This window comes from Sediminibacterium sp., from assembly GCF_051860225.1.
Classification (GTDB): Bacteria; Bacteroidota; Bacteroidia; order Chitinophagales; family Chitinophagaceae; genus Sediminibacterium.
This window is the reverse complement of record NZ_JBHYEI010000003.1, coordinates 39,387-63,933: the sequence shown is the minus strand read 5'-3', so window position 1 is coordinate 63,933 and position 24,547 is coordinate 39,387. Positions and strand designations below refer to the sequence as shown.

Annotated in this window: 19 protein-coding genes; 7 read left to right on the top strand and 12 right to left on the bottom strand. The window is 37.4% G+C overall.

Annotation, left to right across the window (positions count from 1 at the left end):
- The first annotated feature begins 11 nt into the window (after positions 1 to 11).
- Together ACTIEI_RS10775 and ACTIEI_RS10770 are read left to right on the top strand one after the other, a co-directional pair.
- Positions 12 to 845 carry a hypothetical protein gene (locus ACTIEI_RS10775; RefSeq protein ID WP_439506301.1) on the top strand — a complete coding sequence of 278 codons (834 nt, stop codon included), beginning with the start codon at positions 12 to 14 and terminating at the stop codon, positions 843 to 845.
- A 12-nt stretch (positions 846 to 857) separates the two neighbouring features.
- Positions 858 to 2,405, top strand: a complete 1,548-nt coding sequence (locus ACTIEI_RS10770) for an OmpP1/FadL family transporter (protein ID WP_439506300.1) — start codon at positions 858 to 860, stop codon at positions 2,403 to 2,405.
- A gap of 9 nt (positions 2,406 to 2,414) precedes the next feature.
- On the opposite strand, the gene rimO is transcribed toward ACTIEI_RS10770, so the two are convergent.
- The 7 genes from rimO to smc all read right to left on the bottom strand — a co-directional run bounded on the left by rimO (position 2,415) and on the right by smc (position 12,761).
- A complete protein-coding gene (rimO, locus tag ACTIEI_RS10765) occupies positions 2,415 to 3,725 on the bottom strand; it encodes a 30S ribosomal protein S12 methylthiotransferase RimO (protein WP_439506299.1) in 1,311 nt (436 codons plus the stop codon).
- 42 nt (positions 3,726 to 3,767) lie between these two features.
- Entirely contained in the window at positions 3,768 to 4,034 is a 267-nt protein-coding gene (locus tag ACTIEI_RS10760) for a hypothetical protein (protein ID WP_439506298.1), read from the bottom strand.
- A gap of 8 nt (positions 4,035 to 4,042) precedes the next feature.
- A complete protein-coding gene (locus ACTIEI_RS10755; protein ID WP_439506297.1) occupies positions 4,043 to 4,660 on the bottom strand; it encodes a hypothetical protein in 618 nt (205 codons plus the stop codon).
- Positions 4,661 to 4,727: 67 nt separating this feature from the next.
- Positions 4,728 to 6,284 carry a M61 family metallopeptidase gene (locus tag ACTIEI_RS10750; RefSeq protein WP_439506296.1) on the bottom strand — a complete coding sequence of 519 codons (1,557 nt, stop codon included), beginning with the start codon at positions 6,282 to 6,284 and terminating at the stop codon, positions 4,728 to 4,730.
- 10 nt (positions 6,285 to 6,294) lie between these two features.
- On the bottom strand, positions 6,295 to 7,551 hold the full coding sequence (locus ACTIEI_RS10745; RefSeq protein WP_439506295.1) for a DUF389 domain-containing protein: 1,257 nt from the start codon (positions 7,549 to 7,551) through the stop codon (positions 6,295 to 6,297).
- Positions 7,552 to 7,596: 45 nt separating this feature from the next.
- A complete protein-coding gene (locus tag ACTIEI_RS10740; protein ID WP_324483643.1) occupies positions 7,597 to 9,183 on the bottom strand; it encodes a peptide chain release factor 3 in 1,587 nt (528 codons plus the stop codon).
- 59 nt (positions 9,184 to 9,242) lie between these two features.
- Entirely contained in the window at positions 9,243 to 12,761 is a 3,519-nt protein-coding gene (smc, locus tag ACTIEI_RS10735) for a chromosome segregation protein SMC (RefSeq protein WP_439506294.1), read from the bottom strand.
- Positions 12,762 to 13,038: 277 nt separating this feature from the next.
- Between smc and ACTIEI_RS10730 the strand changes: the two genes are divergently transcribed.
- Together ACTIEI_RS10730 and ACTIEI_RS10725 are read left to right on the top strand one after the other, a co-directional pair.
- Positions 13,039 to 14,247 carry a glycosyltransferase gene (locus tag ACTIEI_RS10730; RefSeq protein WP_439506293.1) on the top strand — a complete coding sequence of 403 codons (1,209 nt, stop codon included), beginning with the start codon at positions 13,039 to 13,041 and terminating at the stop codon, positions 14,245 to 14,247.
- A gap of 2 nt (positions 14,248 to 14,249) precedes the next feature.
- Complete coding sequence (locus ACTIEI_RS10725) at positions 14,250 to 15,374, top strand: glycosyltransferase family 4 protein (protein WP_439506292.1); 1,125 nt, start codon at positions 14,250 to 14,252, stop codon at positions 15,372 to 15,374.
- Here the strand turns inward: ACTIEI_RS10725 and ACTIEI_RS10720 are convergent.
- The gene (locus ACTIEI_RS10720; protein WP_439506291.1) at positions 15,371 to 16,051 is read right to left on the bottom strand and encodes a cell division ATP-binding protein FtsE; all 681 of its coding nucleotides are present in this window, start codon (positions 16,049 to 16,051) and stop codon (positions 15,371 to 15,373) included. The genes ACTIEI_RS10725 and ACTIEI_RS10720 overlap by 4 nt on opposite strands.
- Before the next feature lie 52 nt (positions 16,052 to 16,103).
- Positions 16,104 to 17,285, bottom strand: coding sequence for an AIR synthase related protein (locus tag ACTIEI_RS10715; RefSeq protein ID WP_439506290.1), 1,182 nt, complete (start codon positions 17,283 to 17,285; stop codon positions 16,104 to 16,106).
- 101 nt (positions 17,286 to 17,386) lie between these two features.
- On the opposite strand from ACTIEI_RS10715, the gene ACTIEI_RS10710 reads away from it, so the two are divergent.
- Positions 17,387 to 18,322: a bifunctional riboflavin kinase/FAD synthetase gene (locus ACTIEI_RS10710; RefSeq protein WP_439506289.1), complete on the top strand. Its 936-nt coding sequence runs from the start codon at positions 17,387 to 17,389 to the stop codon at positions 18,320 to 18,322.
- Positions 18,323 to 18,377: 55 nt separating this feature from the next.
- On the opposite strand, the gene holA is transcribed toward ACTIEI_RS10710, so the two are convergent.
- A complete protein-coding gene (holA, locus tag ACTIEI_RS10705) occupies positions 18,378 to 19,379 on the bottom strand; it encodes a DNA polymerase III subunit delta (protein ID WP_439506288.1) in 1,002 nt (333 codons plus the stop codon).
- A gap of 141 nt (positions 19,380 to 19,520) precedes the next feature.
- Between holA and ACTIEI_RS10700 the strand changes: the two genes are divergently transcribed.
- Complete coding sequence (locus tag ACTIEI_RS10700) at positions 19,521 to 20,486, top strand: hypothetical protein (protein WP_439506287.1); 966 nt, start codon at positions 19,521 to 19,523, stop codon at positions 20,484 to 20,486.
- Positions 20,487 to 20,607: 121 nt separating this feature from the next.
- Positions 20,608 to 21,765 carry a sensor histidine kinase gene (locus tag ACTIEI_RS10695; RefSeq protein WP_439506286.1) on the top strand — a complete coding sequence of 386 codons (1,158 nt, stop codon included), beginning with the start codon at positions 20,608 to 20,610 and terminating at the stop codon, positions 21,763 to 21,765.
- Position 21,766: 1 nt separating this feature from the next.
- Here the strand turns inward: ACTIEI_RS10695 and ACTIEI_RS10690 are convergent, their stop codons facing one another.
- Positions 21,767 to 22,420: a head GIN domain-containing protein gene (locus tag ACTIEI_RS10690; RefSeq protein WP_439506285.1), complete on the bottom strand. Its 654-nt coding sequence runs from the start codon at positions 22,418 to 22,420 to the stop codon at positions 21,767 to 21,769.
- A gap of 58 nt (positions 22,421 to 22,478) precedes the next feature.
- Complete coding sequence (gene glgB / locus ACTIEI_RS10685; protein ID WP_439506284.1) at positions 22,479 to 24,473, bottom strand: 1,4-alpha-glucan branching protein GlgB; 1,995 nt, start codon at positions 24,471 to 24,473, stop codon at positions 22,479 to 22,481.
- Between the last annotated feature and the right edge of the window lie 74 nt (positions 24,474 to 24,547).

Genomic DNA, 24,547 nt, shown 5'->3' with positions numbered 1-24,547 from the left:
AAAGGAAAATCATGAAAAAATTATTTGTAAGTGCTTTTGTTGCTACCACCCTACTCAGTGGATGTAGTACTGCTTATCAATTAGGACAAACTCCTGATGATGTATATTTTTCGCCAGGACAAGAGGTAGAATCCTATGCCTCCAATAACAATAAGAATAACGACGAACGTTATCAAGAATATGTGAGCACAATGGACGACCGCTATCTACGCATGAGAGTCGCTAATAGAAACCGTTGGAGTACCATCGATAACTTTAGCTATTGGAACGATATGCGTTACGATTTCTCTCCTTTTAGTTTTAATCATTTTAATTCGTTTAATCCTTGGATTCTAGACCCTTTCAGGTTTAATTTGAACCCATGGAGTATTGGGTTTGGATTTAGACCAGGTATCAACGCTTGGAATAACTTTTATGGTGGTGGTTTTTTTGGTGGCGGATGGAATGGTGGAATTTTTGGAAATCGAATGGGTTGGGGAAATCCAATGTTCTCTGTGGTGAACTATGCAAATCCAAAAGCAATTACTCCTGCGTATAATTCAGGATCAAACTTAAGTGCTTTAAGAAACAGAAGTTACAATAATAGTAACAATGCAAAAGGCGGAAACTGGTACGCTACTGGCGGCTCTAATAGCAGCAATAATTTTGGCAATTTAGTAAAGCGTGTATTTGCTAATCCAAATACTTCGGGAGGCTCTGCAACCACTTATGATCGTTCTATCAGAACTTTTGGCAACAGCTCAAGCGGTAGTATTCCTGCTACGAGCAGCAGTGCGGGTGGTGCTAGCGGTGGTTTTAAAAGTACTGGATCTAGTGCCAGCACAGGACGTGGTGGTAGAAACTAATTAACACTTTGTATGAAAAAATATTTCGGCTTTTTATTAAGCGGACTGGCCATTTTTGTTCAAACCGCAACTGCTCAAACACCTGAAGAAGCACTTAGGCTTGCTTGGTTTACTCCCAATGGAACTGCTAGAAATATGGCAGTAGGTGGAGTCATGGGATCTTTAGGTGGAGATATTACTGCTAACCATGTAAACCCAGCTGGTATTGGTTTATACAAAACAAGAGAGTTGGTTTTATCGCCTGGTTTTTTACTTAATAATAATAAATTCAACTACCGAGGAACAGATTCTAGCACCAATAAATCAGGATTCGCTTTAGGTACTAGTGGACTTATTTTAGCAGGGAACAACCGATCTGGATATAGCAAGTGGACAAGTTCTGCATTTGCCATATCCGTAAATCAATTGGCCAATTATAATAATCAAGTAAGTTTTAGTGGGCAAAATAATTTCAGTTCTTTTACTGAAAAATATTTAGAAGAATTAACCCGAGATAGAGCTGATACCAATGCAGCTTTAAGTAATTATATTTTTGGTTCATCACTGGCTTTCAGAACTTTTTTAGTAGATACATTAAGTGGCCTAGGTGGTGCAGTTGCGGGATACCAAAGCTTGGTTCCTATTTCTTCTGGTGTTACCCAATCGTATAATGCAAGAACCAGTGGTGGATACAATGAAATCGCGTTGGGGTTGGCGGGTAATATGGCCGACAAACTCTATGTAGGTGGAAGTTTTACCATTCCAATCATTAAATACACTAGGGAATTGGTTTACAGCGAGAGGGATATTACCAATGACCCTACCAATCAATTTAACTTTTTTGAATACAAAGAAACATATACTTCCCAAGGTGCAGGTATTGGATTGAAATTAGGAACCATTTACAAACCAACTGAATTTGTCAGAATTGGATTTGCATTTCACAGCCCACAGTTAATTACCATGACGGATAGAATCCGTTCTTCTTTGATTGCGGATACGGAAGGATATGCTGGAAGGCGCTCAGAAAGTAGCGATGATCTAAACAATGGTCGTGCAGGCACCAGCAAGTATAATATTACTACTCCTTGGAGAGCCATCGGTAGCTTTAGTCTTGTTTTCAGAGAAATTAATGATACCCGTTTACAAAGAGGTTTTATCAGTGCCGATATTGAATATGTTCACTATAAGGGAGCAAGATTTACCGTAACTGGTGAAAATGCGGCAGATGCAGGTTTTCGCAATTATTATTCTGCCTTAAATGAATCCATCATTGATAATTACAAAGGCAATATCAATGCTAAAATTGGCGGTGAATTAAAATTCAATACAGTAATGTTCAGATTAGGTGCTGCTTATTATGGTAGTCCTTATCAAGACGAAGCATTGAAAGCCAGCAGAATCATTGGTACTGGCGGATTGGGATATAGAAATAAGGGGATATTCATAGACCTATCCTATTCGCATATCATGAACAAAGATGCGGTGTTTGCATATCGTTTAAATGATAAGCCCAACACTTTTGCAGAACAGCGTGGTAATAGAGGAAATATTATGCTTACTTTAGGATTTAAATTTTAATCCTAGCAATTAAGCAACTACTTCTCCTTCTAAATCGTAATCGTAGGCTTTGGTGATTTTCACTTGTACAAATTCCCCAATAGGCAATTTTTTAGTACTGTGAATGACTACTTCATTGTCTACTTCTACACTATCAAATTCAGTTCTACCTAAGTAACGACCAGCTTCTTTTTTATCAATCAATACTTTAAAAATTTTTCCTACTTTTTCTTGGTTTTTCTCGTAAGAAATTTCCTGTTGCACTTCCATGATCTCTTGCGCACGTGCCGCTTTTACTTCAGCGGGAACATCATCTTCTAAATCATATGCACTGGTATTTTCTTCATGACTATAATTAAAAATACCTACCCGATCAAAGCGGTGTTCCTGTAAAAATGCTTTCAATTCTTCTACGTCTTCTTCAGTTTCCCCTGGAAAACCCGCAATCAATGTGGTTCTTAAACAAATACCTGGAACAGCTGCTTTTATCTGGTGAATCAATTCAGACATTTCTTCTCGGGTAATATTACGACGCATCGCTTTTAGCATACGATTGCTTGCATGTTGCAATGGCATGTCTAAATAATTACAGATATTTTCTCTGCGCTGCATTACTTCTAAAATTTCCAAAGGAAATTTACTTGGATAAGCATAATGTAATCTAATCCACTCCAATCCTTTTATATCGGCCAGTTCATCTAACAATTTAGGCAATGCACGCTCTTTATACAGGTCTAAACCATAATAAGTTAGCTCTTGGGCAATCAACATAATTTCTTTCACGCCCTTTTGAACCAAAGATTCAGCTTCTGTAACCAGGTCCTCAATAGATCTACTAATATGTTTCCCTCGCATTAATGGGATGGCGCAAAAAGAGCAGGTTCTATTACACCCTTCTGCAATTTTTAAATACGCATAATGCTTGGGAGTACTCAACATGCGTTCGCCCAACAACTCTGCCTTATAATCGGCTTCAAACTGTTTTAAAATCAAAGGCAATTCTAGCGTGCCAAACCATGCGTCTACTTCTGGCATTTCTGCTTCTAAATCGCCCCTGTATCGCTCACTTAAACAGCCTGTAACATATACTTTATCTAATTTACCTCTACGCTTGAGTTCAACCTGATCTAAAATGGTATTAATACTTTCCTCTTTGGCTTTATCGATGAACCCACAAGTGTTCACCACCACAATATTGTGGTCTAATTTGGCATTTTCATGCACTACGTCAATATCATTAGCAGCCAATTGACCACTTAATACTTCTGAGTCCACTAAATTTTTACTGCAGCCGAGGGTAATAATATTAACCTTATCCTTTTTGAGTGTTTTTGCCTTCATGAGAGGGCAAAATTAAGGATTTTGAAGGGAACCCATATTGGACTAAATCAATTTGCCCACTAAGCCTACCAAAAGTTCTAATCCATTCTGCATATTGGATAGTGCTTTTATTTTATCATTATTGCTTTTTGTTTGGTCTTTAATGAGTTTAATTAACTGATTAAACTCCGCCGTATTCATAGAATTTTCAGTCAATAATTGGTCAATTTCTTTTTGCTTAATGCTAGTCAATTGATCAATCTGATTGGATAATGCAGCATCAGTTTCTTTTTGTGCTTGCTTTGCTTTCTTTTGCCATTGATTATTCATAACAGCTTTTATTGGTTCAATACTTTATTTAAGTCTTTGTTCAAATTCACTATGAGCCCACCAATATTCCCGGAAGAGTGAATAAATCGATCCAATAGTTCAGCCAATTGGTCATAATCAATACCCTTCCGCTTAAACCAATTCGATTGATTCAATAATTGCTTTTTTTCTTCATTTAATTTTACTGCAGATTCTAGTAATTTTTTCATCTCAGTATTAGCCATATTATATTTTGCAAAATCGGCATTGAGCTGATCCATAATTTTAATTTTTGCTGAATCTAGTGCCATTTGCATAGCATACTGACGCTCATTAATCATTGGCAGAGCTGCAGCCATTATTTGTGGCAATTCCGATTTAACATCTAAGTCATCATCCAAATCGCTGGTCATTTTATGAATGATGCTGGGCGTATACTCATTCTTGATAAAATCATTGACCCGGGCTTTTTTTTCAGCAAATAATTGATGCATCAACAAGGTATTCAGTTGATGCATTCTAGCCCCTTCCTCTTGAATACGTTCCGACAAAGTGATGCTTTGTAATGGAATTCTTGTGCAAGACCCAAACCCACATCCAAGACCAACTATAAGCAAGAAGAGAAAAAATGAAAACCTGTTTCGCATGCGCCTAGATTAATGTACCAAAATAAGGTTTAGCGAAAAGATGTGCAACCGTGTTTTCACGGAGATTTTAATCCCCCAACCAACTATTTAAGATGAACAATTGATCAGCAGTAATGGAAGGCAATACACTGATTTTATATTGCAACTTTTTCTGCCCCGATTTTTCAACTTCAGTGCTAGTAAGGGTTAAACCAGCATAGCCCAAGTATTTTTGATAATCCAATCCCTTAGTAGTTGAAATATATTCAAATTCATTGGCCAAAGAAGTTCCAGCCATTTGCTCACAGGCTGCTTGAAATTCTGCATCAGTAAACCCACGCTTTAATCGTTGATAATATTCTTGGTACATAAAGCGCATTACCTGATCTAAACTGTATTGATTGTTGGATGCATTACGTATAGCTAAGTCTAATAACATACCCACCACAGGGCCTTTATCATAATAAGAAATGGCTTTATTTTTGTCTTGACCGCTTGTACCAAAAGGGCCATCAGACCAAGTGTTATAACTGGCTTGCAATAAACTTTGGTGAGCTTTACCTGGATTATTTTCGTGAGCGGTAATATTATTTGCAAGGTTATCTAAAAAAGTTTCCCTATCCACAATCTTAGCCCGTTTCACCATTAAGTATTCAAAGTAAACCGATAAGCCTTCGCTGATCCATAGCTGGGTGGTCTTACTCCCCTTATCATAATCAAAAGGCCCTAACTCTACGGGTCTTATTCTTTTCACATTGTAATGGTGAAAATATTCATGACTTAAAAAATTCATGATTCTGTTAATATCCGCTGGCGTTTTCAATTCATTTCCGTTAAAACTGACGGTAGTATTATTCAAGTGTTCAATGCCTCCCCTACCCGGTCCAATTCCAATAAAAGTATATTCCTTAAACGGAATATGATCTATAATATTCACCCCTTGTTCAATCGCTTTTTGCAATGTATTCATGAAGAGTACTTCATCAAAACTGCCCATATTATACCCAATAAAACGATGAGGTACACCCCTTACCGTAAAAGCTGGTAATTCTTTTAAATCTCCAATTAAAATGGGGCAATCATACAAGATATCAAAATTGGGTGCAGTAAATACATTGGTTTTCCCTTTCACCAGTTCTAATCCTGTTGCAATTTTATTGAATTTAGGTTGATCAGCACTGTTGATTTTTACTTGAACTGGCAGTTGTAGCATAGAAGCTACATACATAAAATGATTAGCAGGCACTATATATGCGTGAGCACTATCAATAAAACTATTGGCAACAAATTTTCGCTTTGTTTGAATTTGATAAGTAACGCGAAAAGGACTATTCTTTTTATTAAAAATTATCCATGTATTATTATTAGTCTTTCTAACTTTTAATGGGGTGCCATTGATACTTTGCGCAAAAAAAGAATCTACTGTATTGGCATAGTTCATTAACTGATAGTACCCGGGCATCCAGTTGGGCATTTTTAGCACAATAGAATCTTGGTTAAACCCAGCAACATCAAGGCTTATATGAAATTTTCCCTTTGCCGCCTGTGGCATTGAAACAGTGTAATGCAATTGAGGTTGAGATTGAGCCCTAATCATTCCTGCAATCAGGAAGAAAGCACTTAAGCAAAAAATTTTTGTTTTCATAATCAACCCTTTATTTACGAATTAACTCAATATGCGCTCTTTGCAATTTTTGCGCTAACCATGCTTGAAGTTTTGAGGCGCTTGTACTATCTAATCCATTGGTATGTTGATACAACAAAACCGTTACTTGCTTGCTACTATCTGTGCCCAAATAATAGTCGTGATTGCCCATAGAAACGGGAACTATATCAGGAAATAAAATAGCCAACTCTTTAAAAATCTGTTCTTGATTGAGCGATTGTTTTTCCAACTCTTTTTGAACGGAAAGTAGATAGCCAATGTCGTTTGAAACAGATGTATTCACAATAACTGAATCTTGTAAAATGACCAAACTAGTGTTTGGAAGATTGTATTGAGCTAATTTGTTTTGTAAAGAATCAACTTCATGATTACTAAATCGTTTGCTTAAAAAGGCCAATTCTATTTTACTGGTTGGAAAAACAGCTACTTTTTTATGGACCACCATTTGTCCCTTTTCTATAAATTCTGTTTTGATAAATTCATCAACCCTTGCTCTGAATTTTTTCTCCTGAATCATTTGATAAGCAAAATAGATACTCGGAACTAAAAGCAATACAATCAAAAAACTAATGGTGTTTCTTATTTGTTTCTGTTTTACTTTATCAACATGATTTACCAATGGATACTTTAAGTATTTCACTATCACAAAAGTGGCAATCCCAATGAAAAAACAATTAATGGTATAAAGAAATAACGCTCCTAGAAAGTACGCATAATTGCCCATGGCCAACCCATACCCTGCTGTACACAAAGGGGGCATCAGCGCCGTTGCAATAGCTACTCCAGGAATAGGATTACCCTTTTCGGCCCTTGTAATAGCAATCACCCCTACCAAGCCACCAAAAAAAGCAATCAATACATCATAAATATTGGGCGAAGTTCTGGCCAATAATTCACTTTGTGCATCTTTAAAAGGGCTGATTAAGAAATATAAAGTAGAAACCAGTAAGCTTACTAGCGTAGCAATCAACAAATTCTTACCCGACTTTTTCAATAAAGCAAAATCATAAGTTCCCAAAGCAAAACCAGCACCCACAATGGGTCCCATCAAAGGAGATATCAGCATAGCACCAATGATAACTGCAGTTGAATTCACATTCAATCCAACAGAAGCCACCACAATGGCACAAGCCAATATCCACAGGTTAGCACCTCTAAAGCTAGTATTGCGTACAACATTATCTAGCACTTTGGCTTTCTCTTCCTCGCCATTTTGCAAATCAATAAAACCGAGTAATTTGTTCATACACTTAAAGATACAATTTCCTTAAATGCATATCATGTACCAGTATTACTTATGCACTTCACTGGTAAAGTGGAACGTAATGTCGGGGTTATTAGTGATTTCAGTATTCAAGAACCATTCACTTTGTGCTAAGTATACGGGCTGACCATCTTTGTCTTCTGCTGCGTTTTGTTGCTTGAATCTTAAAAAGTCTTCTAACTTTTTAGGGTCTTTACTGGTTAACCAACAGGCTTTATAAAAAGGTAGTGTTCTAAATTCACAAGCAGCTCCATACTCTTGTAAAAGACGGTATTGAATAACTTCAAATTGTAATTCACCCACACAACCAATGATTTTTTTATTACCTCCATGTTGGGTAAATAATTGAGCAACTCCTTCGTCCGTCAACTGGCTGATTCCTTTTTCGAGCTGCTTGGTTTTCATTGGGTCTTTGTTGACCAACTCCTTAAATATTTCTGGAGAGAAAGTAGGAATTCCACTAAAGTAGTAGTTCTCTCCTTCGGTCATGGTATCCCCAATTTTAAAATTACCCGTATCAAATAAACCCACCACATCACCCGCATAAGCATCTTCCACTACTTCTTTGGAACGAGCCATAAAGCTATAGGGATTACTAAAGCGCATGTCTTTGTCTAAACGAACATGGTGATAATATTTATTGCGCTCAAACTTACCACTACAAACTCGCATGAAAGCAATTCGGTCTCTATGTTTAGGATCTAGGTTTGCGTGTATCTTAAAAATAAATCCACTGAACTTTTCTTCTCCTACTTCAATGGTTCGGGTGGTTGTTTCTCGAGAACGAGGAACTGGTGCTATTCTAATAAAAGTGTCGAGCATTTCCTTCACCCCAAAATTATTCACTGCTGATCCAAAAAATACGGGAGCGATGGATCCACTTAAATAATCAGCAGGATTTAAGTCACCATATACCCCATCAATCAGCTCTACGTCTTCTCTGAGTTGGTTGGCATCACGGACACCAACTTTTGCATCCAATACGGGGTCTGCTAAATCGGTAATGGCAATCACATCTTCTTCCTCTGCCTTAGTACTTGCCGTAAATAACCGCAAACTCTTATTGTCTAAATTATATACCCCCTTAAACTCTTTACCACTATTGATAGGCCAAGTCATTGGGTGCAGGGATATACCAAGTTCTTTTTCTATCTCTTCTAACAAATCAAATCGATTCTTTCCATCACGGTCCATTTTATTGATGAACACAATCACAGGTGTATCGCGCATACGACACACTTCCATTAGTCTTCTGGTTTGTGCTTCTACCCCGTTCACACTATCAATTACCAAGATAACACTGTCTACTGCAGTTAGTGTTCTGTAAGTATCTTCCGCAAAGTCTTTGTGGCCAGGCGTATCCAACAAATTGATAAGAATATTCTGGTATTCAAAAGTCATTACCGAAGTAGCTACGGAGATACCCCTTTGACGCTCAATTTCCATGAAGTCGGAAGTGGCCCCTTTTTTAATTTTATTGCTCTTTACCGCACCTGCCACTTGAATGGCACCTCCAAATAATAATAACTTTTCCGTTAAAGTAGTTTTACCAGCATCTGGGTGAGAGATGATGGCAAATGTTTTTCTTCTGTTAATTTCTTTCTCGTACTTCATATATATAATAAAAGCGCCCCCAATAATAAAATGGAGGCGCAAAGGTAATCTTTATACAGTTAGTTTAAACTCCTGAAATCTACAGGGACCAGCTTACTCACCCCAGGCTCCTGCATGGTTACTCCGTAAATCACATCTACGGCTCCCATGGTTTGCTTGTTATGGGTTACAATAATGAACTGAGAATTATCACTGAATTTCTTAATCATTTGGGTGAATTTACCCACGTTGGCATCATCCAATGGCGCATCTACCTCATCCAAGATACAGAATGGTGCTGGCTTAATTAAGTAAATAGCAAATAATAAGGCGGTTGCAGTCAAGGTTTTTTCTCCTCCACTCAATTGGGTAATAGAACTAGGACGCTTACCCTTGGGCTTAGCCACAATCTCAATACCTGTATCTGCTAAGTTATCCGGATTTACCATCAACATATCTGCAGTATCTTCCTCTGTAAATAATGCTTTAAACACTTTTTGGAAGTTCTCTCTAACCTTGTTAAAGGTTTCTAAGAACAATTGATTGGCTGTTTCTTCCACTTCTAAAATGGTTTGCAACAAGCTTTCCTTAGCGGTAACCAAGTCGTTCTTTTGCTCTAAAATAAAGTCGTAACGCTTCTTCATTTCAGTGTAAGCTTCAATAGCAGTAGGGTTTACTTCACCCATATTGTCCATGCGCTTGCGCATTCTATCTGAAGCAGCTTGCAATTCTTCTAAAGGCGTATCAGAAGTTCTAGGTTGATCAAGGATCTCGTCTAGTTCAATCTTAAACTCAACATGCAAGCGCTCCTTCATTCCAGCCAATTGCAATTTAAGTTCATTGAGTTTATCTTTGAGTTCATTGACTAAATGATCAATCATCTCCTTGCTCTTCACTTTCATACGAAGCGCACTTTCTTTCTCTTGCAATGCATTTCTATAATTATAGTAAGCTTGATCGGCTTCATTCAATTTAATTTCTTCCGCTTCCTTATTACGCATTAACTCAAGCAATAGTTGCTCAACTTCTTGTAAAGAAGCCACCCCATCTACAATTGCTTGTTCGGCTTCAGCTAATTGAGCGGTATTGGTCTTGATTTGCTCATGCAAATCATTCAATTGATTCTCTTTAAATAATAACTCTTGCTTAATAGTAGTTAATTTACTCTGCTGACGAGTCAACTGTAAATTGGTTTCATTAAACTGACCCGATGCAAAATGATAGGCTTTCTCTGATTCTTGATAGTCTTGTTCTAGATTACGCATTTGCGCTGCAGTATCTTGCAATTGACTGTTTAACTCAATCAAAACTTCTCTGGTTTCAGCAATAGCATCTTGCTCATCTTGCAAACGGCCTTCTATATCAGCCAAGCGCTGCTCTCCGTTTTGTTGAGCAGCCTGTAAATTTTCTATTTTATTTTTAGCAGCAAAAACTTGATTGGTCAATTGATTGATCTCTTGCTCTGTAGCCTTAATAGCATGTTCTTTCAATTGATCGCTAAACGCAATAACTTCATTGTGTTTGGCTTGAATATCTGCTTTTAATAAACTCACTACCGATTCTTGATCCTGAATTTCTTCTGCCAATTTTTCTAAGTTTTTGGCACGACCAATTTTTTTACCTTCAAATAAGCCAACACTTCCCCCAGTTAGGGTATACTTCCCTTTAACGTATTTACCTGTTTTCTCTAAAACAACCGCACCATTTGAGTGATGGATGGCTTCTTCGTTTTCCCCAATATATACATTGCCCAATAGGTATTCAGCAAGTTTATAATATTGGTCATCCACTTCTATTACATCCAATGCTTTTAGCGTATTGGCTGGCTGGTTGGTATTATTTTGAAAATTGGCAAATTGGTCTAATAAAAAGAAATTGGCTTTGCCTTTTTTGTTATCGTCTAATAAATGAACGGCTTTTAATCCTTCCGCTAAATTATTAACCACATAATAGTTTAGGTAAGGCTCCAATACATTTTCAACTGCAGTTCGGTATTCTTCTTTTACATAAATAATATCTGATAAAATAGGGGCAGCATGATTCCAATCATTGTTCTTATGTAAAAACTTAATGCTCTCAGGATACCCCTCCATTGAATCAATCAAGCTTTTCAACAAATTAAATTCGTTGCGCTTAGCATCTAATTTGCGGTTCTCATCGGCCAACTCCCCTCTCAACACTTCTAATTGTTGTTGGGTTTCAAAAATCTGCTCTTTGGTTTTTTCATGCTGCTCTTGCAATTGAACCAAATCAATCCGCTTCATTTCTAAGGCTTCTTCTTTTTCAGCGCTTTCAGACTGCAATTGGTCTAACTGTTGCAAACGATTGGTTCGTTCATCAGACAACTGCAATTGCATTCTTTGTAAATTCTGAATAGAGGTATCTGCAACAGCTACTTTTTTCTCTGCATCAAATTGATTGCGTTGAAATTGTTGGTACTGGTTTCTAACCGCATCCACCCCCGAACGCTTTTCATCAAATACCTGGCGCTTGGTCTCCACTTCTATTTTAGCTTCAGTAACACGATCTTGTAAAACCGCCAAATTAGCTTCCTCTTCGCCTACTTGCATTTGAGAATATTCAATTGAATCCCCAATGGTTTTTAATTGACCTTCCGCTTTTTCTAAGAAATCTTTTAAATTGGTTTCTTTCTCTTTTAGGTACTGAAGTTTTTGACTGGCAAGGTTTTTATCATTTTCTGTTGAGCGAAGATTTTGCTGCAATTCATTAAAGCCCTGCTGCATACTTTGAAGGGCTCTTTCTTGCGTAATAAATGCCACTTTCTCTTGTTCAATAGCCGCTTCTTCAGTAGCAATTTCCGCTTCCAATTGCATCTTCTTATCCATCTCGAGCTCTTGTTGCTCGGTTAACTCACGATAAGAAATATTGAACCCCTCCAAAGCTGCTTTGGCTAATTCAACCGCTACTTCTTTATATTCCTTTTTAATTTCATAAAACTTCTCTGCCTTTCTCGCCTGGCTCTCCAAGGTTTTTAACTGGTTATTGATTTCGAACAAGAGGTCTTCGATACGAGCTAAGTCTTGTTCTGTAGCATCCAGTTTATTCTTCGCTTCTTTTTTACGCGTTTTGTAAATGGTAATTCCAGCCGCTTGTTCCAACATTCTTCTACGACTGTTTTCTTTGTCTTTGATGATATCATCTACCATTCCCAATTCAATGATGGCATAACTGTCTGTACTCACTCCGGTATCCAAAAACAAATTATGAATATCCTTCAATCTACAGGTAACATCATTCAATCTATATTCACTCTCTCCATTTTTATAAAAACGCCTAGTAACTGTCACCGTACTAAATTCGGTGGGTAGTAAGTTTTTAGTATTTTCAAAAGTCAAGCTTACTTCTGCCAATCCACTTGCACTTCTAGTTTTACTTCCGTTGAAAACCAGTGCTTCTAAATTCTCGCTTCTTAAAGCCGAAATCTTTTGCTCTCCAATTACCCAACGAATACTATCGATGATATTGCTTTTTCCACAACCATTCGGTCCAATAATGCCTGTTATGCCTTCGTCAAAGCTTACCACTGTTTTATCAGCAAAACTTTTAAACCCCTTGATTTCTAATGATTTTAATCTCACGTTATCGTTGTTTAGTACTTGCGAACATAAGGTAAAAGAAGAAGAATTTATAGGGCTGAAGGGCTATTGTGAATAACAAGTGTAGAATAAAAACATCTAGTCCTACAACCTTGCTATCAAAATATAAATAAAATATAGCTATAACATTGCAAATCAATTATTTAAAATAATTTAATTAATATTAATTAAAAATATAAAAATGAATAAATAAAGAAGGAGTTATCCACCTAAATTCGTGAATAAATCAAGGCCACTCGATTGAAACTATATTTGTGTTATGCAGTCCATTGTTTTCACCGTTACTAATGATATCAGCTACGACCAGCGGATGCATCGAATCTGCAGCAGCTTAGCAGCCAAAGGTTTCTCGATTAGGATTATAGGGGTGAATAGGTCTGGATCTATACCGCTGCCCATTCCACCGCTATATCAAGCTTCTTACCAACAACAACGTTTGAATTGCTTTTTCCAGAAGGGACCGTTTTTTTATATAGAATTTAATATTAAGTTACTAATCGTATTATGTTCATTATCATATGATATTGCTTGTGCAATTGACTTAGATACCATCCTACCTGTATGGTGGGCCACTTGGTTAAGGGGTAAGAAAAGGGTTTACGATGCCCATGAGTACTTTACCGAAATGAAGGAAGTTAGGAGTCGTCCCATGGTACAAAAGGTCTGGAAATGGATAGAACGAATTGCGGTTCCCCATTTTAAACAGGGTTACACGGTAAACCAACATTTAGCTAGCCTGTTTTATGGTCGACTTCAAATTAAATTTGAAGTCATTCGAAACCTCCCTTCCATCCAAAACCAACCCAATATCAGCCACTTAAAAGCCATTCAAAAAGGCGCCGTTTTGGCAGAAAACCCCATCGACAACCTTCAATATGCATATAATTTTACATCAAATAGACTCATACAATTAATTAATAATCAGCTCAAATCAAAATTTATTATATATCAAGGTGCTGTGAACCATGGGAGAGGGTTTGAACAACTTATTCCTGCGATGCAAGAAGTGAATGCCCCCCTTTTGATAGTTGGACAAGGCAACTTTCTAACCCAAACAACCTCCTTAATTAAGGAGTACGGTCTGGAAGAAAAGGTCTTCATTCATCCTCCCATCCCCCCTGCTGAACTAAAAATGCTTACCCCATTATCGCATATTGGACTCACCATTTTTGAAGCAGAGGGTATTAACCAATATTATTCTTTGGCCAACCGTTTTTTTGATTATATGGCTGCGGGTGTTCCACAGGTATGTGTCAATTACCCGATGTATGCGGAAATTGTTGAAGCAAATCCATTTGCTTTGCTAATCAATAATATTGAACCTTACACAATTGCAACTGCTTTGAACAATTTGCTATCAGATGATGTTCTTTACAACAGACTCCAACAAGAATGCTCCAAAGCAACTAAAGTGTTGAACTGGGAGAACGAGTCCAATCAATTAATTGCCTTTTATAGCCGTCTCTAATTTTGGAAAAGCACTTACATATTATTTCTTTTGACGTTCCCTACCCTGCTAATTATGGGGGTGCAACCGATGTTTTTTATAAACTACCTGCTTTTCATGCGCAGGGGATCAAAGTACATTTTCACTGTTTTGACTATGGAAGAGGTCAACAAAAAGCCTTGGATCAATATTGTGAGAGTGTACATTACTATCAACGAACCGAGGGGCATAAGGGCTTTTCGAGTAAGTTACCCTATATAGTAAGTAGCCGCATTAATGAAGATCTTTATCAAAATTTACTGAAAGACGACCACCCCATTTTTATGGAAGGAGTCCACTGCACTTATTTATTGCATGATAATCGTTTTAAAAAACGCGACTGTTTTGTACGCTTGCATAATATAGAATACCAGTATTATCGAGACTTATATACCAATGCGAGCTCCCTTTTCAAAAAAGCCTATTATTGGAACGAATCGAGATTGCTGAAAAAATACGAAGCTGATTTAGCGGGTAAAGCTACTTTTTGGGGTGTTAAAGAAGCCGATAACGATGTGTACCGCCACGAATTTGGCTGTAAAAATATAGAAGAACTCAGTTTATATATTCCTGATTGGAAACTGAGTTGCGAAGAAGGTATTGGCTCCTATTGTTTATACCATGGAGACCTGAGTGTAGAAGCGAATGAGAAGGCAGCGATCTGGCTACTAGAAAAAGTATTTAAAAACCTAGAGATTCCGTTTGTAATTGCAGGCAAAAATCCTTCAGAAAAACTGAAAGCAATCGCTTATTCTAGCAAATATTCTTGCTTGGTGGGTAACCCCTCCGAGAAAGAAATGCAGGATATGATTGCAAAAGCACATATCCATTTGTTGCCTGCTTATATTAGAACAGGAATGAAAATTAAATTATTGAATGCCTTATTCAATGGAAGGCATGTAGTGGTAAATGAAGCGATGATTGCTGATTCTGGTCTTGAACCGCTTTGTCATGTGGGAACCAGCGCCAATGCGTTCAAAGACTTGATTGCACAACTATACCATCAACCTTTTACTGAGGAGGAAATCAGGTTGAGGAATAAAATTCTAGTTCCCCGTTTTAACAACGAAGCCAATGCAAAAAAGCAAATTGGTTGGATCTGGGGTTAGTGGGCTGCACTATCTGCCACTTTTCCGTTTTCGGTTTTCAACATCCTACTAGGATAACGATTGATCACAATGAAATCGTGTGTGGCCATTACTACGGATGTGCCATAGTCTTTGGCAATTTGAAACAACAATTGCATGATTTCATCACTTGTTTCTGGATCTAGATTTCCGGTAGGCTCATCAGCCAATATTAGTTTGGGGGAGTTGAGCAGTGCTCTGGCTATTTCTACCCTTTGTTGTTCGCCACCACTCATTTCAAAAGGCATTTTAAATCCCTTGCTTTTTAAGCCCACTTTCTCTAAAACATCCGCTATTTTTTCCTCCATTAAACGTTCATCTTTCCAGCCCGTTGCCTTTAAAACAAACTTGAGGTTCTCATGTACATTCCGATCGGTCAACAATTGAAAGTCTTGGAATACTACTCCGAGGTTTCTTCGCAAAAATGGAACTTTCTTCCAATCCATTCCCCTTAAATCAAATCCTACTACAGATGCTTCTCCTTCGGTTAGCGTTAATTCTCCATATAAAGTTTTTAGTAAGCTACTCTTACCTGTTCCAGTTTTACCCACCAAGTAAACAAACTCTCCTTTACTAATAGTGAAATTAACGTCTTGTAAAATCAAGCTATTGCCCTGGTATATATTTACGTTCTTTAAAGAGACTACTGTTTCAGACATATTGTACATAATATAGTATTACAAATATAAGTGCTCCGCCAATAAGCAATCGTTAATATTGATAAGATACTTCACCAAATGAACCTTTCAGTAATAAAGAAGAGTGCCCCGTATGGGCAGCTTCTACCCTTCCTACAATTTGTGCTTCAATTCCCAAGCTAGCAGCGGTTGCAATCATTTGATGGGCTGTTACTTCATTGGTGAAAATTTCTAATCGATGTCCCATATTAAATACTTGGTACATTTCTCTCCAATCTGCTCCAGAATTTTCTCTGATTAATTCAAACACCGGTGGTGGGGTAAACAAATTGTCTTTTACAATATGCAAGGGTTTGGGCAAATATTTCATACACTTTGTTTGACCACCGCCACTGCAATGGATTACGCCGTGTATTTGATCAAAATGCACATCCAATAATCGCTTCATCAAGGGAGCATAGGTTCTAGTGGGAGACAACAATAATTTACCAATAGAAATAGACTCCCCATTAATTTGAATGGCATCGGTCATTCTATTTTTACCAATGTATATCACACTATCTTGCAACTGTGGTTCAAATGATTCAGGATATTGATTAGCATAATACTTTTCTAACACATCGTGCCGTGCACTGGTTAAACCGTTACTACCCAATCCACTATTGTACTCCGTTTCGTAATGGGCTTTCCCAGCACTAGCAAAACCAACAATCACATCCCCTTCCGCAATCAAATCATTGGTGATTAATTTATGCTTAGGCCACCTTGAAGTCATGGTACCATTCACCGCAACCGTCCTAACTACATCGCCCACGTCTGCTGTTTCTCCTCCTAAATAATGAATATTGACCCCATAGGTTTTGAGGGTATCAAAGAATTCCTGGGTTCCATTAATGATGGCTTCTAAAATGTCGCCATTAATTAATAATTTATTTCGATCGATGGTGCTTGAAAACAAGAGTTGGTCAGTTACTCCTACGCAAAGCAAGTCATCTAAATTCATAGCTACTGCGTCTTGTGCAATCCCCTTCCATACGGATAAATCGCCTGTTTCCTTCCAATATAAATAAGCTAGTATACTCTTGGTACCTGCTCCATCTGCATGCATAATATTGACCCATTCAGGGTCATTGCATAAAAAATCGGGATAAATTTTACAAAAAGCATGGGCATATAATCCCTGATCTAATTTTTGTATCGCTTGGTGTACTTCTTCCTTTTGAGCAGAAACCCCTCTTTGAGCATATAAAGACATGTATCGCTTTTTATTATGTATTGAATTGGGGCAAAGGTACAAAAAGGGGGTATGCAAAGGGAAGGAACTTTGCCTTGGAGTTCTTACTTTTGCGCCTGATTATGAAGGTACATCGTGAATTAGCCCCCTCGCTTCCCCATTTCAACCATGCGGTCATTACCATTGGCACTTTTGATGGCGTGCACCATGGCCATCAACAAATATTGGCTCAAATGAAAGCCGAAGCGGCTAGGGTTAATGGCGAAACAGTCATCATCACTTTTCATCCACATCCTAGAAAAATTGTTTCCTCTGTTCCAGGCGATATCAAACTCATTAATACTTTAGAAGAAAAAATTAGTTTGTTAGAAAATGCGGGAATTGATCATTTGGTGGTTATTCCATTTGATCATGCTTTTTCCAACCAAACTGCGGACGATTATATTCGTGACTTTCTATATAAATACTTTCAACCCAGTGTGATTATTATTGGCTACGATCATCGGTTTGGCAAAGGCAGATCGGGGGATTATCACTTGCTGGAACAGTATGGCCGCGAACTGGGTTTTGAAGTAAAAGAAATTTCAGAAGAAATGTTGAATCAAGTAGTCATTAGCTCTACTCGTATTAGAGAAGCACTATTGCATAATGACATTGATACTGCTAATCATTTTTTGGGTTACCCTTATTTTTTTAAAGGCCTCGTAGTAGAAGGCAATAAGATAGGTCGTACCATCGGATTTCCTACTGCCAATATGCATATCAGCAGCGAAGAAAAATTGATTCCTGCTAATGGAGTTTATGCCGTTTCCATTTCAATGGATGCTGAAACCTTTACGGGCATGATGAATATTGGGGTTCGCCCAACTGTGGATGGAAAAAAACGCGTGATTGAGGTAAATATCTTCGATTTTGATAGAGATATCTACGGAAAAAAATTAGAAATCCGTATTGAAAAATTTCTTCGTGGCGAAGTGAAGTTCAATGGCTTAGACGAATTGAAAGCCCAATTGAATGCAGATAGGGCCAATGCAATACTGGCTTTATCTTCTAATTAGTATCATTACTCATTTCTGGAAATCGCTTGAAGGTCGCTTTGCGCCAGCTCGTTCGCTATGACATAATTTTCACGACCAATTCTTTCATGAGCCCCGCATCATTTGCCGAACCATTGTGCACTCCCAAGCTTCTTAAATTGTATTCGTGCAACAATAGTAAGACTCTTTCTACTGAAGGGAAATCATACTTACGCGCGGCGGCGTAATAATCTTTTATAAAAAATGGAGAAACACCCAGCGCCGCCGCAGCGCTGCTTTCATTGGCATCTTTCAAAGAAAGTAATACATATAATTTGCTAAAGAAATTAAATACAGAAGGCAATACCAATTGAATGGGTCCTGCTTTAGGATTCGATTCAAAATATTGAATGATACGAATACTTTTAGGTAAGTCACGCTGCGCAATTGCTGCCTGCAATTCAAACGCATTGAACTCTTTACTAACCCCAATGAAGTTTTCTACATCATCCTCGGTAATTGATTTACGTGTTCCGAGGTTAAGCATGAGCTTCTCAATCTCATTTTCAATCCGGCTCAAATCATTGCCAATATGATCCACTAGAATCACAAGAGCCTTAGGAGAAATGGTTAGTCCATGGTTCTTAACCATTTGACCAGCCCAATCGGGCAATTGGTTATCGTACAATTTTTTAGTGGTGAAAACTTCCGCTTTACTCTTCTTAAGTGCTGCAGCCAATTTACCACGACCGTCCAGCTTTTTCTCTTTATGGCTTACGATAAAAATGGTGGAGCTTAAAGGCTGCTCAATATAGCCGAGCAATTTCTCCACGTCTTTCATTTGCTGGGCTTCTTTCAACAGCACCACTTGCTTATCCCCAAACATGGGATATTTTTTACAAGTATTGACTACTTCGGTCCAATCGGCATCTTTTCCATAAAAAATGGATAAATTAAATTCCGCTTCTGCTTCAGTCAAAATTTTCTTTTCGGCATAATCTACCAAAGTATCAATGAAATAAGCTTCCTCTCCTTCTAACCAATAAATGGGTTTAAAGCTATTTTTTTTCCAATCAGATAATATTTTCTCAGCAGACATGCCACAAAGATGCTGCACCTAGTAGGATTTTCCATATTGAAAACGGCTTTTTTGTACACAAAATTTGATCTTAAAAAGGTTTTGGCACGATTTTGGAAAATAAGCACCCATAAGCAATCAACATCTTAAAAAACCATTTTTATGAGTACAGTAAACAATGGCGGTGCACCAGATAACCGCAAAACCATTTACGGAATATTAATAGCAGCATTGGTACTAACCTGGGGCTATATTTTCTATGATAAAAGCCAAACCAAAGAAACCATCATTGGCTTAGAAACCAAAATCAGCAATGTAGACAGTGCTAGGTTAGCAATACAACAAGAGTTCATGAATGTATCTGCAAAAGCAGACTCTTTAACCAAAGACAACCTTGAACTCCAAGGTGATTTAGCAGAAAAAAATGCCGATATCCAAAAATTAAAGGGCAATATTGGTTCAATCTTAAAAAAGCGCAACGCAACTGCTAAAGAATTAGCAGAAGCTAAACAATTGATTGGAGAATTAAATGGAAAGATTGATGGATTATTTGCAGAAATACAACAGTTAAAAGGCGAGAACCAACAATTAACTACTGCAAATGAACAGTTGAATACAGAAAAAACCCAGCTGACAACAGAGAAACAAAATTTAGAGAGTAATTTAAATACTACCAGAACCGAGAAAAAACAGTTAGAAGAAAAAGTAGACGTAGCATCTACCCTTCATGCATCTAACATTGGCATCAATGCCATCAATATTAAAGGTACTGGTAAAGAAAAAGAAACCACTACTGCAAAACGTGCAGACTTAATCAGAATTTCATTTGTAATTGATGAGAACAGAATTACCCCATCTGGTACTAAAGATTTCTATGTAATTGTTACCGCACCTGATGGAAAAGTAATTACGGAGGGAGCCAATTTTAATACTAGAGAAGAAGGAAGTCGTCCTTATACAAATAAAGTGTCTGTAAACTATGAGCAAAATAAAGTGATCCCAGTTAGTTTTGATTGGAAACAAAAAGACGCATACAAAGAAGGAGATTATAAAATAGAGATTTATAACAATGGATTTAAAATAGGTCAAGGTGTAAAAACTTTAAAAAAAGGTGGATTATTTAGTTAGTTAGTTTAAGCAAGCAATCGTGTCAAGAGCCGCTCCAAACAAATGGGGCGGTTTCTTTTTTAGACCTATCCATTTTGGGTAATATTGACCAACAACGCAATCAAAAGTGTATTTTAGTAGCATGTTTAAAAGCTGGTTCAATTTTACCAACGCATTATTTTTAATGGCCATTATTATTGTAAGTGGCACCATCGTGTATTCACAATATATAGCTCAACAAATTGCCATTAAAGAAAGAATAGCCGTTGAATCTTGGGTTGAAGCTGAGCGAACCATCTTAAATTCAACAGACACTGTTTCCATCAACCTTGCAACTAAAATCATCACAGAGAATAATTTTATTCCTATTATTGAAACCAACGAACAGGACCAACCAACTGGGAATTATGTGAATATTGATGAATTAAAAATAAAAGAAGACACAAATTATTTAGCGCAACGATTACAAGAATTTAAGTTGTATAGCAAAACACCTATTGAAGTAAAATTAAAAGCTAGTGATTCTACTTCTATCCGATATTATTATGGACAAAGCAAATTATTAAGAGAAGCCAAATGGTATCCCATTGTACAATTGATGTTGGTAATCATGTTTGTATCGATTGTGATTTACTCGTTACGTACACGTCATAAAAGTGGCCAGAACCAGCTCTGGGCTTCCATGGCAAAGGAAACAGCCCATCAACTGGGTACACCCGTGAGTAGTTTAGCAGGTTGGCTAGAAATCTTAAAAGAGAAAACAGACAGCAAAGAAATTGCCAATGAAATAGCCAAAGACATTAATCGATTACAACTCATCACTGATCGATTTGGTAAAATAGGCAGCACCCCAAAAACCGAATTCTGCAATCCATATGACCGAATAAAAACTGCAATGGATTATATGAAAAAAAGAAGCAGTGATCAGGTGGTTTTTTCATTAGATCCAACCAATACAGCCGAATTAAACTGTTTACTCTCCCCTACGCTCTTTGATTGGGTAATAGAAAATTTATTGAAAAATTCCTTAGATGCCATGGATGGAAAAGGCAGTATTCAAATCAACATGGCCCAAGAAAACAATCAATTCAATATTCTAGTAAAAGACAGTGGTAAAGGAATCCCAACTAATCAATGGAAAAAAGTTTTTCAACCTGGATTTACTACAAAAAAAAGAGGCTGGGGAATTGGGTTATCTTTAAGTAAGCGCATCATAGAACAATACCACAACGGACAATTATTTGTGCAATCCAGTGAATTAGGAAAGGGAACCGTATTCTGCATACAGCTCCCATTATAAATCAAAATCGCTTCACCGTACCCCCACTGCTCACTTTAATATCGCGGATTAAGCCTTCGCCTTTGTAACGGATAGAACCGCCACTACTAGCTTTTGCATTTAATTCTTTTGAAACATTTACTTGAACTCCACCACCGCTAGAACTTTCTGATTCACAAGTGTTAGTAGTCAAATTATACCCTTTGAACATCGCACCACTACTAACATCTACATTCAAACTATTGGTTCTTCCTTCCAATTCAGCAAATGCGCCACTGCTCATTTTCACTTCCAAGTTATTAAAACTTAAATCGGCACCGGTAATATTTGCACCACTATTGGCTTTGATTGACTTCAGATCCTTATAAGATAAATACACGGTTACTTTCCAATTCTTCCATTGGTTCCAAAATTTCCAATCTTGTTCACGGGTAATTTTTAGAACCCCATCTTTTACAGTAGTTTCTATATATTCCAAATAGGCAGGATCGCCTACTGCTACCGCTAATTCCTCATTATCACTTTTGGTTAGCATTACTTTAATGCCCGAAGACACGTCAATACTATGGAAAGACTTTACAGCTCTTTTTTGTGCATTGGATTCAGCAACTGTTTTTTGAGCATAAGTGCCCATTGCAAGAAGAATAATAGAAGCAAGCAGTACTAACTTTTTCATATTTGTTTTTTGTGTTAAACGAAATACAAAAAAGAATGTTACAACCGTTCATCATTCTTTATCGCAACACAACAGCACCTAATGCCGGCAAATGCACTTTTAACTGGTAACATTTAGAAGGCTTGTCTACCAATTTGCTTTGTATGGTTGGATTAAATACGTCTCCAGTCCCCCAAAACTCTTTTCTATCGCTATTGAATATTTCAGACCACTTACCTTTTCCATGAACAAAAATTTCCCAATCGGTACGCACTACAGGTGTAACATTTAAAATCACCAACACATCGTCTTTTTCTTTTTTGCCCTTGCGCTTGTAAACCATAACAGAATCAGATCGATGGTTTAAATCAACCCATTCAAATCCACCTGGCTCAAATTGTTTTTCGTACAAAGCAGGTTCAGATTGGTATAACTTATTGAGTTGTTGTACACAATATTTCATGCCGCCATGACTAGGATGTTGCAATAAATCCCACTGCAATTCGCTTTTATAATTCCATTCATTGGTTGCGCCAAATTCATTGCCCATGAACAATAACTTGGCACCAGGATGGGTAAACATATAGGTATAGAGTATGCGCAGGTTGGCAAATTTTTGCCATTCATCTCCGGGCATTTTATACAACATGGGGCTCTTGCCATGTACTACTTCATCATGACTTAGGGGCAACATAAAATTCTCATCGTAGAAATACATCATACTAAAGGAGAATTTATCTTGATGAAATTGCCTGAAAATGGGATCCATTTTATAATAGTCCAATGTATCGTGCATCCAGCCCATCATCCATTTCATACCAAAACCAAGGCCTCCCTCAAAAGTAGGTTTACTAATCTTAGGCCAATCTGTTGCTTCTTCTGCAATGGTTTGAATATCTGGAAAATCTCTATAGAGTGTTTCATTCAAATCTCTAATAAAATCAATGGCTTCTAAATTGCCATTACCTCCGTATTCATTGGGTTCCCACTGACCTTGGCCGCGGCTATAATCCAATCGTAACATGGAACTCACTGCGTCTACGCGCAAACCATCTGTATGAAACTGATCACACCAAAAACGTGCACTACTGATTAAAAAAGATTTGACTTCCCCTCTTTTATAATTAAAAATATAAGAGTTCCAATCGGGGTGATAGCCTTTGCGCATATCCGCGTATTCATAAGTATGCGTTCCATCAAACATAAACAAGCCATGTGCATCATAAGGAAAATGTGAAGGAACCCAATCGAGTATCACACCAATGCCTGCTTGGTGAAAAGCATCTACCAAATAAGCATATCCCTGCGGGGATCCAAACCGCGAGGTAGGCGCAAAATAGCCCGTGCCTTGGTAGCCCCAACTCCCATCGAATGGATGTTCCATCACAGGCATAAACTCTACATGTGTGAAACCCATTTCTTTTACATAAGGAACCATTCGTTCCGCAATCTGCTCATAAGTATTATATGACTCTTCATCGTTTTTATCAGGACGCATCCAACTAGCCAAGTGCACTTCATACACAGAGTAAGGACTCTTTAATGAGTTTTTTGTCTTTCTATTTTTCATCCATTCTTGGTCCTTCCAATCATAATTGGTTTGCCAAGTAATGGATGCAGTAAATGGTCGCTTCTCCCAAAAATGTGCAAATGGATCACCTTTATCTAATTTGATTCCATTGAATCCATGTATATGATATTTGTATGCTTCCCCTTCTAATACATTCGGAATAAAGCCTTCCCAAATTCCTGAGTTGTCTAATCTAACTTTTAGCGGATGACTGGTTTTATCCCAATTATTAAAATAGCCAGTTACTGAGATATAAGTAGCATTGGGTGCCCAAACGGCAAAATAAGTTCCTTTAACATCTAGCACGGTTAATTGCTTGTTCCCAAAATACTCATACAAACTATAGTGCGTTCCATTTTGAAAATTACGCACAGCTTCTTCTGTAAACAAGGAATAATTCCATACAGTTTGTTGAGTATCAACAAAATGTATGTCTTCATATTTTTTTTTGTCAGCCTTTACAACTTTTAACGTTTTCTTGTTTCTTGATGATGCACCGGACATATTATGATTTTATTAACTGAAAAAAGTATGAACGGTAAAAATTGTTCACGAACATTTATGGAATTTACGACAAA